Annotated in this window: 13 protein-coding genes and 1 pseudogene; 8 read left to right on the top strand and 6 right to left on the bottom strand. The window is 59.7% G+C overall.

What is annotated here, in order from left to right:
• Positions 1–228: 228 nt before the first annotated feature.
• The 3 genes and pseudogenes from MKZ87_RS07890 to MKZ87_RS07900 form a co-directional block, all read left to right on the top strand.
• A pseudogene (locus MKZ87_RS07890) lies at positions 229–396 on the top strand (transposase); the annotation flags it as partial.
• 837 nt (positions 397–1,233) lie between these two features.
• On the top strand, positions 1,234–2,910 hold the full coding sequence (locus MKZ87_RS07895; protein ID WP_085703740.1) for an MFS transporter: 1,677 nt from the start codon (positions 1,234–1,236) through the stop codon (positions 2,908–2,910).
• 171 nt (positions 2,911–3,081) lie between these two features.
• The gene (locus MKZ87_RS07900; protein WP_234206596.1) at positions 3,082–4,008 is read left to right on the top strand and encodes a helix-turn-helix transcriptional regulator; all 927 of its coding nucleotides are present in this window, start codon (positions 3,082–3,084) and stop codon (positions 4,006–4,008) included.
• A gap of 28 nt (positions 4,009–4,036) precedes the next feature.
• Here MKZ87_RS07900 and MKZ87_RS07905 read toward each other — a convergent pair whose 3' ends face one another.
• Positions 4,037–5,947, bottom strand: coding sequence for a tyrosine-protein phosphatase (locus MKZ87_RS07905; RefSeq protein ID WP_266200565.1), 1,911 nt, complete (start codon positions 5,945–5,947; stop codon positions 4,037–4,039).
• Positions 5,948–6,161: 214 nt separating this feature from the next.
• On the opposite strand from MKZ87_RS07905, the gene MKZ87_RS07910 reads away from it, so the two are divergent.
• The 4 genes from MKZ87_RS07910 (at position 6,162) to MKZ87_RS07925 (ending at position 8,183) form a co-directional block, all read left to right on the top strand.
• On the top strand, positions 6,162–6,446 hold the full coding sequence (locus MKZ87_RS07910) for a FecR/PupR family sigma factor regulator (protein WP_085700313.1): 285 nt from the start codon (positions 6,162–6,164) through the stop codon (positions 6,444–6,446).
• A 115-nt stretch (positions 6,447–6,561) separates the two neighbouring features.
• Positions 6,562–7,056 carry a PaaI family thioesterase gene (locus MKZ87_RS07915; RefSeq protein WP_266200566.1) on the top strand — a complete coding sequence of 165 codons (495 nt, stop codon included), beginning with the start codon at positions 6,562–6,564 and terminating at the stop codon, positions 7,054–7,056.
• A gap of 24 nt (positions 7,057–7,080) precedes the next feature.
• Complete coding sequence (locus MKZ87_RS07920) at positions 7,081–7,488, top strand: RidA family protein (protein ID WP_227235348.1); 408 nt, start codon at positions 7,081–7,083, stop codon at positions 7,486–7,488.
• Positions 7,489–7,520: 32 nt separating this feature from the next.
• Positions 7,521–8,183, top strand: a complete 663-nt coding sequence (locus tag MKZ87_RS07925; protein WP_085700316.1) for a glutathione S-transferase family protein — start codon at positions 7,521–7,523, stop codon at positions 8,181–8,183.
• Positions 8,184–8,192: 9 nt separating this feature from the next.
• Here MKZ87_RS07925 and MKZ87_RS07930 read toward each other — a convergent pair whose 3' ends face one another.
• The 4 genes from MKZ87_RS07930 to MKZ87_RS07945 are packed head-to-tail and all read right to left on the bottom strand — an operon-like array spanning position 8,193 to position 12,429.
• Entirely contained in the window at positions 8,193–9,311 is a 1,119-nt protein-coding gene (locus MKZ87_RS07930) for an agmatine deiminase family protein (RefSeq protein WP_266200567.1), read from the bottom strand.
• Positions 9,312–9,359: 48 nt separating this feature from the next.
• Positions 9,360–10,463: an extracellular solute-binding protein gene (locus MKZ87_RS07935; protein ID WP_266200568.1), complete on the bottom strand. Its 1,104-nt coding sequence runs from the start codon at positions 10,461–10,463 to the stop codon at positions 9,360–9,362.
• A 1-nt stretch (position 10,464) separates the two neighbouring features.
• On the bottom strand, positions 10,465–11,373 hold the full coding sequence (gene aguB / locus MKZ87_RS07940; RefSeq protein WP_266200569.1) for an N-carbamoylputrescine amidase: 909 nt from the start codon (positions 11,371–11,373) through the stop codon (positions 10,465–10,467).
• 3 nt (positions 11,374–11,376) lie between these two features.
• Positions 11,377–12,429 carry an agmatine deiminase family protein gene (locus MKZ87_RS07945; protein WP_234204955.1) on the bottom strand — a complete coding sequence of 351 codons (1,053 nt, stop codon included), beginning with the start codon at positions 12,427–12,429 and terminating at the stop codon, positions 11,377–11,379.
• Between the two features lie 137 nt (positions 12,430–12,566).
• On the opposite strand from MKZ87_RS07945, the gene MKZ87_RS07950 reads away from it, so the two are divergent.
• Positions 12,567–13,454, top strand: a complete 888-nt coding sequence (locus tag MKZ87_RS07950) for a LysR substrate-binding domain-containing protein (protein ID WP_085700321.1) — start codon at positions 12,567–12,569, stop codon at positions 13,452–13,454.
• Here MKZ87_RS07950 and MKZ87_RS07955 read toward each other — a convergent pair.
• Complete coding sequence (locus MKZ87_RS07955; RefSeq protein WP_256579470.1) at positions 13,436–14,491, bottom strand: radical SAM protein; 1,056 nt, start codon at positions 14,489–14,491, stop codon at positions 13,436–13,438. The genes MKZ87_RS07950 and MKZ87_RS07955 overlap by 19 nt on opposite strands.
• Between the last annotated feature and the right edge of the window lie 106 nt (positions 14,492–14,597).

Consider the following 14,597-nt stretch of genomic DNA (forward strand, 5'->3'; position numbering starts at 1 on the left):
CAATCAAAGTATCAACACGAAAACCCACAAACACACCTGATAGAAATAACAGTTTTTAATACTGATTCAGAACAACCAAAACCCTGAGCGATTATAAGAGGCCGCGAATTCTGGCTTATTTAATTCATTCGCTTAGCTTCGGCAGATACATTCTCTGACACATCCAACCTGCCTCAGCCTCGCCACCTTCTAAACTTCATCCGTCAAAACAAGGACGTAGGAAGACTCATGCCCAGAACGGGACGCATCGTGCTACCCCACTACCCACACCACATCGTGCAGCGCGGCCACAACAGGCAGGTTGTGTTCGCCGAACCGGCCGATTACGAACGCTATCTTTCTGACCTGCGTGAGCTCAAGGAAGCCTTGGGTATAAAAGTTTATGCCTACTGCCTGAAAATCAAAGGGGACGAAAATCAAAGGGGACAGATTTATTTCTGCGCCCCCACAAGCAAAGCATCAACACAAATAGCCGCAATCTCACCTGATAGAAATAACCTAAAATAAATCTGTCCCCTTTGATTGGTCCCCTTTGATTTGACCTAAAATAAATCTGTCCCCTTTGATTTGTCCCCTTTGATTAAAATTGAATCAAGTATGCCTGGTAATAGCTTGAACCTCAGCTACTGCATCATTAAAAACCTTAACACCTCCAGACAACAGGTTAATTGTAAGAACGAAACTCCCTGTCATGTGATTAGACCGCCAATCCAGTGATGGACTATTACCTTCATAAACCTGTCCATCCACATCATATACAGTTAGATATTTTTTACCTCCTAAATCCTGCAATTTTCCCGGTATATCGGGAGACGAATCTATATTAGTTTTTTGCAAAATTTTGCACCTCCATTTTTAACAGAAACAAAAGGGACAATTTTCTGCCCCCCCGGCAAACAAAGTATCTCCAACAATAGCCGCCACAACACCTGACAGAAATAACAGTTTTTAATACCAATTCGGAACAATCGAAGTCATGAAAAAACATAAGAAAACAAGAATGCAAATTCATCAAGCTCATTCCGCCACTAAACCGTCCCCCCTCTCCATCCACCGCCCCCACTGGATATCCCCACAATCCCAATTATGCTCAAAGAAACCCCGCCCTCCCGCGGGGTGGTGATTCTGTGCACGCTCCACGAAACACCTGATCCGGCATCCGCCACAGGCCTCGGGTACGCGACGTTGATGAAGTGCTCCGGCCTACAAAAACAAGCACGACGGAGAACCCCCATGGCCGTACTCGACAGCATGTCCACCGGCAGTGCCCCGCACCACAGCGTCAGCCGAGAGGAACGCAAGGTCATCTTCGCTTCATCCTTAGGCACCGTATTCGAGTGGTACGACTTCTATCTCTACGGCTCGCTCGCCGCGATCATCGCCAAGCACTTCTTCGCCGGGGTCAACGAGACCACGGCGTTCATCTTCGCCCTGCTCGCCTTCGCCGCCGGTTTTGCAGTGCGGCCGTTTGGTGCGGTGGTGTTCGGGCGATTGGGGGACATGATCGGGCGCAAGCACACGTTTCTGATCACGATTGTGATCATGGGCGTGTCGACGGCGATTGTGGGTTTCCTGCCGGGTTACGCGACCATCGGGGTCGCGGCGCCGATCATTCTGATTACCCTGCGGCTGCTGCAAGGTCTGGCGCTGGGCGGTGAATACGGCGGTGCGGCGACTTATGTGGCCGAGCATGCACCGAAGGGCAAACGCGGGTATTTCACGTCGTGGATTCAGACCACCGCGACGCTGGGGCTGTTTCTCTCGCTGCTGGTGATTCTGGCCTGCCGCACTGCGCTGGGCACCGAGGCATTCGAGGCTTGGGGCTGGCGGATTCCGTTCCTGCTGTCGATCCTGCTGCTGGCAGTGTCGGTGTACATCCGTTTGCAGCTGAACGAATCACCGGTGTTCAAGAAAATGAAGGAAGAAGGTAAACACTCCAAGGCGCCGCTGACCGAATCTTTCGCCCGTTGGGACAACCTGAAAATCGTGATCATGGCCCTGCTCGGCGGTACCGCCGGCCAAGCGGTCGTCTGGTACACCGGGCAGTTCTACGCGCTGTTTTTCCTGCTGCAAACCCTGAAGATCGACCCGCAGACCGCCAACCTGCTGATTGCCGGCTCGCTGTTAATCGGCACGCCGTTCTTCGTGATTTTCGGCAGCCTGTCCGACCGCATCGGGCGCAAGGGCATCATCATGGCCGGGTGCATTCTGGCGGCGGTGACCTACTTCCCGATCTTCCACGCGCTGACCCAGTACGGTAACCCCGACGTGTTCGTCGCCCAGGAGAAGAACCCGGTCAAAGTGATCGCCAACCCTGACCAGTGCTCGTTCCAGTTCGATCCGGTGGGCAAGGCCAAATTCACCAGTTCCTGCGATCTGGCCAAGACCATCCTGGCCAAACGGGCGATCCCTTACGAAAACGTAGTGGCGGAACCGGGTACCGTGGCTCAGGTGCGCATCGGCGATAAAGTCATCGAAAGTTTCGAAGGCACGGCCCTGCCGGCCGCCGACTTCAAGACCCGCAATGATGCCTTCACCGCCAGCCTCGGCACCGCGCTGAAAGAAGCCGGGTATCCGGAAAAGGCTGATCCGGCCAAGACCAATTACCCGATGGTCTTGCTCCTGCTGACCATCCTCGTGATCTACGTGACCATGGTCTACGGCCCGATTGCGGCCTGGCTGGTCGAGCTGTTCCCGGCGCGCATCCGCTACACCTCGATGTCGCTGCCCTACCACATCGGCAACGGCTGGTTTGGCGGGTTCCTGCCGACCGTGGCGTTCGCGATGGTCGCGGCCACCGGGGATATCTACTACGGCTTGTGGTACCCGATTGTCATCGCGGTGATGACGGCGATTCTCGGCATCTTCTTCTTGCCGGAGACCAAGGATCGGGAGATTCATCACACCTGACCCGACTCCGCTCGATGCTGTGCATAGCGCCACGCACAGCATCGAGCGTTGTCACATCGGCGTCATTGTTGGTTGCTAACGTCCTCGCGCCTCTTTGCTCCGACTGCCAAGGTGACCTTCCCGGTGTCCTCAAGCCCGACGCGCCAGACCATCATCCTCAGATCCGCCGATATGTCCTGCGACGACTTCGGCGCGTTGTTCTCCCGTATGTTCGGCAATCGTTACGGCGACACACCGCCGCCGCCCAAGGACATCATCATCGGCGGCGTGTACGGCCGGCACGACGGGGTCAGTTTCCGGCGCATGCATTACCGGGGCGATTTCACGGTGGCGTTCCCCGAGCCCTACGACGAAATCACCTTCGTGATTCCCACCGCCGGCCGGATCATCTTCAACGACTCCGCCGAATCCCTGGGCCTGCCGCACATCGGGCTGGCCATCGACAAGGCGGATCTGCGCTCGATGCGCTTCGTCGACAATCATGCCCAGCACGGCATGTCGATCAGCCGTGCGGCGCTCACTGAACGGCTGTCGTCGCTGTTGGGACGACCGATCGTGCACAAGCTGCATTTCGAGCCGAGGGTGGATCTGAACAGCCCGGCGTTTCAGGGCATTCGCGCATTGATCGACCTGGCCACCGGCACTGAATTCGACCTGTTGTTGAACGCCGGTTCGCTGATGCCGTCGCGCCTGCGGGAAATGCTGGTGGACGCCGTGCTGGAAGCCTGGCCGCACAATTTCAGTGAGGCTTTGCGCCGACCCGAGGCGCAGATTGCCCCTCGGCATGTTAAACAGGCCATCGAGTACATTCAGGCGCATCCCGAACAACTGGTCAGCGGGACGGATCTGGCGGGGCTGGTGAACGTCAGCCTGCGGGCCTTGCAGGAAGGTTTCCGGCGCTTTGTCGGCACCTCGATTGTCGCTTACCAACGCCAGGTCAGGCTGGAGCGTGCCTGCGAAATGTTGAAGCAAGACCAATCGTCATCCGTAACCGACGTGGCCCTGCAATACGGATTCAGCAACGTCGGCCGGTTCTGCCAGTACTTTCAGGATGCCTACGGTGTGAGCCCCGCAGAAATGCGAAAAGGACTGCGCTGAGGCAGTCCTTTTCTTCACCTGTGGTTGATCAGAACTGATAGCTGGCCTTGAGCCCGCCGCTGAAACCGTGGCTGTCGCCTCCACCACTGGCGCCGATTTCGGCACCCAGGCTCAGGGCTCCGAGGTTGGCCATCAGGTTGACGCCGCCGCTGAACTGATCGCGGTTTTCGAACGCCGCGCGCTGTTCGATATCCAGCCCCAACAAATGGCCTTCGCTGTCGACCTGATAATCGCCCAGCACACGCTCGTAACCGACCCGCACACCCGGCACCAGTTGCCACGCGCCCATGGGCATCGGGGCGAACGAGACGTCGAGATTGGCCATTGCGCTGCGGCGGGTTTGCTGGAGACTGTCGACGTCGAGGGCCAGTTCGCTGCCCTTTTCCTGGAAGCCCGACAGGTCCAGACGGCTGACCCGCACGCCGAGGCTCGGCTCCAGAACCACATCGTTCATCGGCAGGCGATAACCCAGCGCCAGCGTGGCGCCGCTGAGGTTGCCGTGAGTGTCGCCCTTCGCCGAGCCAAGACCGCCGCCGAGGTCGCGTTTGCTGTCGTAATCGACGTAACCGGCGCTGAGGTTGGCATCGGCAAACAGGCCACGCTCAAGGCTGGTGAAGCCATAACGCGCACCGATGTCGAGGAAAGTGAAATCGGTATCGGCCTCGCCACCTGCGCCCCCCACCGAACCTTTGCTGTAACCGATCCCGCCGCGCGCGCTGAGCTGTTCGGAGAAGCGCTGAGTAACGCCAACCATCAGGCCCTGACTGTGTTCGTTGCTGCTTTGCGCATGGGCCGAGCCGTCGGTGCCCAGGTAACCGGCGAGCGCGGTGCTCCACAAACGGTATTGGCCGGTCTTGAGGTCGGTACCGCTGGCGAATGGCGCGGCGGCCTGCTCGATCATCGCGTTCTGACGCAACAGGTAACTCGCCGCATCGGCGTGTACCTGACCGCCGACCGTGGACTCGACACCGCCAAGCGTGCCTGCGTCGATAGCCGATTGCAGGTAATAGTTGTAGGCGCTGTAGGTGCCCGACAGTTTGCTGTTCTGCAACTCCTGCAACAGTTGCGCGCCGGCAGCGGCGTTGCCGATCAGGCCGGCCTGACCCGGCAGGCTGTTGTACTCGACCATTTTGCCGCGCAGCACGTAAATGGTTTCCTGGGACAGACCCAGGCCCTGCTTGAGGTAGTTGTCCATGCTGCCGTATTGCGCGGTCACCTGATCCAGGCCCGCTTGCAGATAACTGGCTTCCACGCCCAGCAGCGGCGCGTAGATCGCGGCCATGCTCGGCGGCATCATCGCCAGGGTCTTGGCCACGCGGGCGGCGGTGTAGTCGTTGGTCGCCAGGTAGTTGCTCATGATCGTCGTGTTGTCCACCCCGGCGATGCTTTGCAACACGGCGGCCGTCCAGCCGGTGCGGTCCTTGCCGGCGGTGCAATGGAACAGCGCGGCACCGTCGACGCCCGCCAGTTCATTGAACAGCACGCCCAACTGACCGCGCATGCCGGCGTCGCTGACAAAGGCGCGGTTGGTCTCCTGCATCATCGCGATCGCATCGGCTGCGCTCTTGAACGAGACCGTGGTGATGTTCGCGCCCGAGGTGGTGGCGCCGATGATGTCGATGTTCTGGTAAGTCGCGCCGCTGATCATGGTGTCCGGCGTGGCCGCGATTTCGCTGGGTGTGCGCAAGTCAAAAACGGCCTTGATCCCCAGACCGTTGAGGGCTGTCAGATCCGAGGCCGTCGGCGTCAGCGCGTTGGAGCGGTAGAACACACCGGCGCGCATCGTGCCGTCATGGGTCGTGGAGTAGGCCGTGGTGATACCGGCGACATCGCGGAAGTTGTCGATGCCCTGCAGGCGCGGGGTATCAAGGGTGGCCGCGTGGGCGGCGGCAATGGACAGACTCAACACGGACAGCGAACACAGAAGACGTGGAAACACGATGCAGCCTCATTGGAAACCGGTTGGGCTGCCCACTATCTATAACGAAATGTGACTGAATATGGCAAAACCTCGAAAAGCGTAAATGGCGGCGCGATCTGTCCGGTGGGCGCGCGTTCTGTCCGTCAGGCAGGCTAAATCCCTGTCGAACTTTGACGTTTTTTTTGCAAGAGGCAGGTTAAAGTGCCCTCTCCGGCCATCCTGGAAGCAGTCAATGAACCTCCAAAGCCCTCAAGACGCCGACGATGAAATCCTCAATCAGGCAGCGCACTGGTGCCTGCGTCTGCAAGACGAAACCTGCACACCTGACGAACGCCAGGCGTTCCAGCACTGGATTCAGAGCAGTCCGCGCCACGCCTTCGAGTACGCGAAAATGCTTGAGGTCTGGGAGTTGAGCGATCAATTGCCAGACGAGCACGACAAGTCGAAAAAACGCAAAGCCACGAGCCTGCCTTGCAGCTTCGAAGAATTTCAACGCAACCTGGCGCAGCGCAATTAGCATCGTGCGAGGATCGACGCCAACAGCAGAAGGCGTCATTTGAGACAACGCCTTGTTCTTGATTCAGGTTTAGAATCCCCCGGGTTCGGCTAACCAGTTTAAGGATGATCCCGGCATGTCCCTCCTCGACACCTCCCTGCAAGACACCGCCGCCCCCGACGGCGTCTGTTTCGGCTGCGGCAGCAGCAATCCGCACGGCTTGCACATCAAGAGTTTCTGGCACGAGGATGGCGTGCACGTCATGGCCGAGCATGTGCCCGAGGCCAAATACTGCGGCTGGCCGGAGCTGGTCTACGGCGGTTTGATCGCGATGCTGGTGGACTGCCATTCCAACTGGACCGCGATGGCTTACCACTACCGCGCCGAAGGCCGTGAAGCCGAAAGCCTGCCGCGCATCAACTGCGTCACCGGCAACCTTGGCATCAAATTCATCAAGCCGACGCCCATGGGCGTACCGCTGACATTGAAGGCAAAAGTCGAAGGCGAAGTCGGGCGCAAGAGCCGGGTTATCTGCGAGGTCTACGCCGGGGATGTGCTGACGGCGGTGGGTGATTCGGTGTTTGTTCGGGTCGATACCGAGCAGTTGGCAGCGGCCGCCCATGGTCGCTGAGATCTGTCACTGAAGGAGAACAGCATGCCCGATCGCAAAATCATCATCCCCGAATCCATGAAACCCATCGTCGAACGCGCCGGTTACGCCCCGGCGGTGCTGGTCGGCGATACGCTTTACTGCGCCGGTCAGGTAGGCCGCACGGCAGATCTGAAAGTCATCGAAGACCCCGAGCAGCAATTCGTTCGCGCCTGGGAAAACCTCGATGAAGTGTTGAAGGCCGGCGGTTGCACCTTCGAAGACGTGGTGGAGATGACCACTTATCACGTGGATATGGGCCTGCACATGCCGGTGTTTCGTGAAGTGAAGAACCGCGTGTTCCCCAAAGGCTTCTGCGCCTGGACCTGCATCGGCGTCAGCGAACTGGCCCATCCGGGGCTGCTGGTGGAAATCAAATGTGTGGCAGTGCGCAGGCGGGCTATACCTGTGTAGTGTTTTTCACTATCTCCGCGAGGCGTTGAACCATGGACTTGACCCTCTACTACCATCCGTTGTCGTCCTACTGCCACAAAGCCCTGATTGCCCTGTACGAACACGGCATCGCCTTCGAAAAACGCCTGATCGACCTGTCCAGCGAAGCCGAGCGGGCCGAGTTGCGGGCGCTGTGGCCATTGGTCAAGTTCCCGGTGCTGCAGGACCGCGCCCGCCAGCGCAACGTGCCGGAGTCGAGCGTGATCATCGAATACGTGGACCGCTATCACGCCGGAGCAGGCCGCTTGATCCCCGACGATTGGGACACCGCGCTGCAGGTTCGACTCTGGGACCGTTTCTTCGACAACTACGTGATGACGCCGATGTCGCAGATCGTCGCCGACCGCATCCACAGCAGAAACGCCGACCTGAGCAGCCAGCGCACCTTGCTGAACACCGCCTACGACATGCTGGAAAACCAGTTGGCGACCCATCAATGGATCGCCAGCCCGGACTACAGCATGGCCGATTGCTCGGCCAGCCCGGCGCTGTTCTACGCCAGTACGCTGGTGCCGTTTGGCGCCGACCGCCCTCGCCTCGGCGCCTATTTCGAGCGACTGGTACAGCGCCCGTCTTTCAGCCAGGTGATCGACGAAGCCAGACCCTGGTTTGACTTCTATCCCTTTGCTGAAGCGCTTCCCCAACGGTTTCGCTGAGGAACGGCCTCACGCCGGCTGGTGACTGGTCACGCAGTGAATGCCGCCTCCGCCGGCCGCGATGGCGTCGATGTTGATCTGCAACACGTCGCGGTTCGGGTAGAGTTTTTTCAGCAGGTCGAAGGCTTTCTTGTCGGCGTCCTTGTCGCCAAACTCCGGGGCGATCACCGCGCCGTTGATCACGAAGTAGTTGATGTAACCGGCCGCGAAGTCGTCGTTGTCCTTGTTGAATTTGGTGCTGCGCGGTTTCAGCGGTGGCGATACGGTGTGGATCTGCAACGGGCGGCCATCAGCGTCGGTGGCCTTCTTCAGGATTTCCAGGTGCGCCAGGGTGACCTTGTTGTCGTAGGAGCGCGGGTCGGTGTCGAGGTTGGCGATCACCACGCCGGGCGTGACGAAGCGCGCGTAGAAATCGACGTGGGCATCGGTGATGTCCTTGCCCTTGATGCCCGGCAGCCAGATGATCTTGCGCAAACCGAGGCGCGCTTTCAGTTCCGCCTCGACATCAGCCTTGCTCCAGCCGGGGTTGCGGTTTTCGTTGACCCAGCAGCTTTCGGTCATGATCGCGGTGCCGTGGCCGTCGACTTCAATGCCGCCGCCCTCGCCCACCAGTTCGCTGCGAATGTAGGTTGCTTGCGCGTCTTGCGCTACACGTTTGGCGATCTTCGCGTCCTTCGAGTGCTGCTGCTTGTTGCCCCAGCCGCTGAAGTTGAAGTCCACTGCGCCCAGGCCGTTCTTGTCGTCGATGACAAAATTGGCGCTGATGTCGCGCATCCAGATGTCGTCGAGGTTGGCGATCTGGTAAGTGATGTTGGACGTGCCGCAAATCTCTTCCGCCAGGCTGCGTTCGCTGCTGCGGCAGTAGATGGTCAGCGGTTCGTAGCGAGCGATGGCACGGGCGATCCGGCCCAGCGCTTCCTGGACGTCTTCGGTGAAGTCTTCCCAGATTGCGTCCTGCGCGCCGAAGGCCATGTAGGCGCGTTCGTGCTTGTCGCCCTCGTCGGGCATGAACCAGCGACCTTCGCTGGCCGCCAGCACGCGTGCCGGTGACAGGCCGAGGCCCATGACGGCAGCGCCTACGCCGGCGGCGACTGAAACCTGTTTGATGAACTCGCGACGAGTCGGCATGTGTACGTTCCTGATGTGTAAGGGGGCCACCGAAGCGGCCCGGAAAAATCACTTGGCAGTGGCGGTCTTGAACTTGGTCCAGGTGCGCATGCGGGCGCGCATGTCAGCCTGGGGAATATCCTTGCCCGGTATCAGACGAGCATAGGTCGCATCGTCGAGGTAGATGTCCGGGTTGTTGCGCATCGCCTCATCCACGCTTGGCCGGGCCTTGGCGTTGGAGGTCGGGTAACCGGTGAAATTGCTGATCGCAGCCATGTTCTCCGGACGCATCACGAAGTTGATGAACGCGTAAGCGTATTCCGGATGTCTGGCATCGACCGGAATGGCCATGGTGTCCATCCATACCGTGGTGCCCTCGCGGGGAACGCGGTACTGGAAGCGGGTCTGCTTGCCGGCGCTGTCCGAGGTGCGGAGGGCCTGGGTCATGTCGCCGCTGTAGCCGAGGGACAGGCACAGGTTGCCGTTGACCAGATCGGTCACCGGTTGCGACTGGAACTTGCGAATGTACGGCCTTAGCTTCATCAGCAAGTCACTGGCCGCTGCCAGATCCGCCGGCTTGGCGCTGCGCGGATCGCGCCCCAGATAATTGAGCACCACGGCCAGCACTTCGTCCGGCGAGTCGATCATCGAGATTCCGCAATCGGCGAACCTGGCCGCCAACTCCGGTTTGAACAGCATGTCGAGGCTGTTGACCGGCGCATCGGCCATGCGCTGCTTGATCTGCTCGGCGTTGTAGGTCAGGCCGATGGTGCCCCAGGTGTAGGGCACCGTAACCTTGTTTGAATGCTCGTAATGGCTGCGCAGTTTTTGCAGGCCCGGTTCGATGTCGTTGATCGCCGCGACTTTCGAAGGATCCAGCGGTAACAGGCTGCCGGCGCGCATCAGGCGTTCAGCCACGGTGTCACCGGGGAAGATCAGGTCGTAGCCGCTGCCACCGGAGAGCATCTTGGCTTCCAGGGTTTCGCTGCCGTCCATCACGTCGTAGATCACCTTGATCCCGGTTTCGGCGGTGAACTTTGTCAGCGTGTCTTCGGCGAAATAATCCGCCCAGTTGTACAGCCGCAATGTCTTGTCTTCGGCGTGCACGGCCGGCATCAAACCGGCCAGCACCAGACCCAGAGCGCCCAGCAACCACTTGTGTGAGGTGTGCATATCAGACTCCTTGAGGATTCCAGCGAGCGTGAAGGTGACGGCCGTCCTGGCTCAACAACGCGCCGTACATTTCCGGACGCCGGTCGCGATAGATACCCCAGCTCAGACGCTCTTCGCGCATGGCCGACAGATCCAGGCTTTGCACCAGCACGCCGGTGCTGGCGCGGTCGGCTTCGGCGAGCATTTTTCCCTTGTGGTTGCAGATGAACGACGAGCCGTAGAAATTCATTTGCAGCGCCGCATCGGTACCCGCCACTTCGCGGCCAACACGGTTGGAGGCGATCACCGGCAACAGGTTTGCGGCGGCGTGGCCACGCATGGTCATCTGCCAGTGGTCGCGCGAATCCAGATCCGCGCAGCCCGGTTCCGAGCCGATGGCGGTCGGAAACAGCAGCACTTCAGCGCCCATCAACGCCAGGCTGCGGGCGGTTTCCGGGAACCACTGATCCCAGCAGATGCCCACGCCGAGGCGGCCGAACGCGGTGTCCCAGACTTTGAAACCGGTGTCGCCGGGGCTGAAATACTCCTTCTCCTGATAGCCGATGGCGTTGGGGATGTGGGTCTTGCGGTACACGCCCAACAGGCGCCCGTCGGCATCGGCCACGCTCAGGGAATTGAAGTAGGCATTGCCGGCCTTCTCGTACCAGCTCAGCGGCAGCACCACGCCCAGTTCACGGGCCAGCGCGGCGAAACGCGACAGCACCTGACTGTCGCGGTACTCCTCGGCCAGCGCCATATGGTGGTGGCTCTGCTCGATGCAGAAATACGGCGTGGCGAACAGCTCCTGCAACAGGATCACTTGCGCGCCCTGCGCCGCCGCTTCACGCACCAGTTGCTCGGCGCGGTCGAGGTTGCTTTTAAGATCCCAGGTGCACGGCATCTGGGTGGTGGCGACTTTGAGCATCGTCATCGATCACCCCTCCACCGGCCAGGCAGGCTGCTGTTGGGTGATGCAGTGCACACCGCCGCCGCCATGGGCCAGGTGATTGATCTGCACCGGCACCACTTCGCGGCCAGGGAACGCCTTGGCCAGGGTTTCTGCCGCGACATGGTCGGCCTCGATGCCGTACGCCGGCATGATGATCGCGCCGTTGGCAATGTAGAAATTGGTGTACGAGGCGCAGAACACTTCGGCTTCGGTATCCACCGCGTCGGTGGCTTCGTACAGCTCGATCAACTCGAATTGGCGGCCCTGAGCGTCGGTCGCCAGTTCCAGTGCACGGCGGTTTTCCCGCACGACTTCGGCGTACACCGAGCTGCGATCGTGAGTCGCGTCCACCAGCAACACACCGGGACGGGCGAAGGCGCAGACGCCATCGACGTGGCCATCGGTCATGTCGCCGGTAACGTAATCCGGATCGCCCGGCAGCCAGATGGTTTTCTTCACACCGAGCAGGCGGCTGAAGATTTCCTCCATCTCGGCCTTGCTCACGCCGGGGTTGCGGTTGGGATTGAGCAGCACCGATTCGGTGGTGATCAAGGTACCCTCGCCGTCCACGTGGATCGCGCCGCCCTCGTTGCTCAGCGCCGTACCGAAGCACTCGCCGCCCAGGTGATTGAGCACGCGACGGGCCAGACTTTCGTCCAGCTCGTGGGCCGACTTGCCACCCCAGGCGTTGAAGCGCCAGCTCACCCCGGCCAGACCTTGCTCAGGATGAATGACGAAGCTCGGACCGGAGTCGCGGCACCAGCTGTCGTTGACCGCCAGCGGGATCAGTTCGATGTTCGGCCCGCACAAGGCTTGAGCGCTGGCGATGGCCGACGGATCGACGACCATTTTTACCGGTTCGAACCGGGCGATAGCATTGGCAACGCGGGCGAAATCTTCCTGCACCAATGGCAGGGTCACGCGCCAGCCCGACTCCCACAGGGCCTTGTTGTGGGGCCAGACCATCCAGGTCGCGGCGTGCGTCACCCACTCTGCCGGCATCATCCAACCGCTGTTGTTGTTTTTGTTCTGCTGCATGGTAAAAAGCCCTCTGAGTTAAGCCATTGTGTTCAATGAAAACAGCCTTGGCGGCGTTGACGTGCATGCTAATGGCGGCCTGAAGGGCAAACAAACGATGGATTTAGCGGAAAACTGATTAGAGGAACTTATCGATCATGCTGAAACACTGGCCACCCCTCAGTTCATTGCGCGGCTTCGAAGCCGCTGCAAGATTGGGCAGCTTTCACAAGGCCGCCGAGGAACTGAGCCTCACGCAGTCGGCCATCAGCCAGCAGATCCGCAGCCTTGAGGCGTACTTGGAGCAGCCGCTGTTTTTCCGCCGCGGGCGCAGCGTCGCCCTGACCGACGCCGGCCACGACCTGCTCAGCACCACTCAGGCGATGTTGCAGCAACTGTCGGTGGGCATTCGGCGGCTGGGGCAATACCAGAAGCCCAATCAACTGGTGCTCAACACCACGCCGGCGTTTGCCCGGCACTGGTTGCTGCCGCGTCTGGCGGATTTCCGACAACAGCACCCGCAGGTCGATCTATGGATCTTCAGCACCGACGAAGTGCCGGACATGGCGACACAAACCATCGACATCGCCGTGCGCGACGACATCAGTTCCCAGGCTGAATGCAGCTTCAAGGTGCTGCACGCTGATCGGCTCTATCCGGCGTGTCATCCGAGCCTGCTGGGCGTACCGGGCGCGCAGCGGACAACGCTGCACGGCGAGCGGGAAATGGACTGGAGCCATTGGGCGGTGGAATCGGGAATCGATGTCGGCCAGCAGGATCAGGGTTTGAATTTCTCTGATCCGGGCCTGTTGCTGGATGCGGCTTGCTCAGGTCTGGGGATTGCGCTGGTCAGTCAGTTGCTCAGCCGTAAGGCCCGGGCCGACGGGCTGTTGCAGCCCTTGGTGGACGACACCATACGCGGCCCGAACTGGGCGATGCTGACCCATCGCGACAGCGAGAATGACCCTATGGCGCGAAGTTTCAGTCAATGGCTGTCAACTCGACTGGCAGAACCCGACCTGCAGGCTCAGACCGTCGTGAAATGACCTGCGCCGAGCCGGCCTTCCAGCCGACCGAACAGAACGTAGTGCTGATAACCGCTGGTGAATGCCCCGGTGGAAATCGCGTTTTTGACGTCCTGGTTCATATGCAGGTATTGCGCTTCGTCGAAGTTCTCGGCACTGACTTCGCCATTGCGACCAAGTTTGTGGCTGTCGACCGGCACGCCCATGATCGTGTGCCGCTGGAAGTCGATGATCCGGTTGACGGCGTGACTCTCCAGAGGCCCCCGATTGGAGTGCGCCGAGTAGATGTGCAATCCGTTGTTCGCGCAGCGATTGCACATGTCGATGCAGTTCGACTGAGTGGACTTGCGTTCGGTCAATTGCGCCAGCGGCATGTCGAGATATTTGCCGACCTGATATTCGGTCTGATTGAAAATGGAACAACACAGGATGGTGTTGCCATTGCAGTCGAGCACCAGCCAGTCATCCTTGAGCGTGCAGGCCTGCTGCGGGTAATGGCGGACCAGATTGACCAGATCGTCGTAGGGCGGCAGCGCGAGCCGCTGCAAGGTTTCGCGATCGGTGTCGGTTACCGACGGGTCACGCTCGATCAGCGCCAGCGTTTTCTCCAGCGGCATCATCACGGAATAACCTGTCGAGAACTCGAAGCCCAGACGCTGGCTGAATTCGCGCATCAGCCCTTCTTCTTCCATGTTGTCCAGGTAGCGGTGGTAATAGACCTCGATCCGCGTGTTCAAGCCATGTTGCTGCTTGAGTTCATGCAGTTTGATCATATTGGCCTTGACGACTTCGATATCACCGCCCACATGCCCTTGTTCGTACGTCTGCTGATAAAACCCGGACAGCGAGATGCGGAAAAACCATGGATTGGCGAGCATCGCCGTCTCCATGTTTTTTGCCAGATTCAAATTGGAACTGATACCGCTGCGCAAACCGGCCGCGTTGATGATTTCGACAAACTCACCGATTCGCGGATGGATCAACGGCTCGGTCCAGTTATACAGAAAGATCGACTCGACTCCTTCGCCTCGAGCCTTCTCGACAATCTTCCTGAACATGTCAACTTGCATGGCTTTTTTGAAGTTGACGTTTTCCGAGTTCCCCATCGGACACGAAGGGCAGCTCAAATTGCACGCGCCGACAATATCGATGTACATGTTCATT

Source organism: Pseudomonas sp. MCal1, assembly GCF_026341415.1.
Classification (GTDB): domain Bacteria; phylum Pseudomonadota; class Gammaproteobacteria; order Pseudomonadales; family Pseudomonadaceae; genus Aquipseudomonas.

Bases quoted from the DNA above. Each gene is read 5' to 3' on its own strand.
- MKZ87_RS07925 (WP_085700316.1), top strand. From the start codon at position 7,521: ATGGACTTGACCCTCTACTACCATCCGTTGTCGTCCTACTGCCACAAA.
- MKZ87_RS07950 (WP_085700321.1), top strand. From the start codon at position 12,567: ATGCTGAAACACTGGCCACCCCTCAGTTCATTGCGCGGCTTCGAAGCC.
- MKZ87_RS07910 (WP_085700313.1), top strand. From the start codon at position 6,162: ATGAACCTCCAAAGCCCTCAAGACGCCGACGATGAAATCCTCAATCAG.
- MKZ87_RS07935 (WP_266200568.1), bottom strand. From the start codon at position 10,463: ATGCACACCTCACACAAGTGGTTGCTGGGCGCTCTGGGTCTGGTGCTG.
- MKZ87_RS07945 (WP_234204955.1), bottom strand. From the start codon at position 12,429: ATGCAGCAGAACAAAAACAACAACAGCGGTTGGATGATGCCGGCAGAG.
- MKZ87_RS07900 (WP_234206596.1), top strand. From the start codon at position 3,082: ATGTCCTGCGACGACTTCGGCGCGTTGTTCTCCCGTATGTTCGGCAAT.
- MKZ87_RS07895 (WP_085703740.1), top strand. From the start codon at position 1,234: ATGGCCGTACTCGACAGCATGTCCACCGGCAGTGCCCCGCACCACAGC.
- MKZ87_RS07920 (WP_227235348.1), top strand. From the start codon at position 7,081: ATGCCCGATCGCAAAATCATCATCCCCGAATCCATGAAACCCATCGTC.
- MKZ87_RS07915 (WP_266200566.1), top strand. From the start codon at position 6,562: ATGTCCCTCCTCGACACCTCCCTGCAAGACACCGCCGCCCCCGACGGC.
- MKZ87_RS07955 (WP_256579470.1), bottom strand. From the start codon at position 14,491: ATGTTCAGGAAGATTGTCGAGAAGGCTCGAGGCGAAGGAGTCGAGTCG.
- MKZ87_RS07930 (WP_266200567.1), bottom strand. From the start codon at position 9,311: ATGCCGACTCGTCGCGAGTTCATCAAACAGGTTTCAGTCGCCGCCGGC.
- aguB (WP_266200569.1), bottom strand. From the start codon at position 11,373: ATGACGATGCTCAAAGTCGCCACCACCCAGATGCCGTGCACCTGGGAT.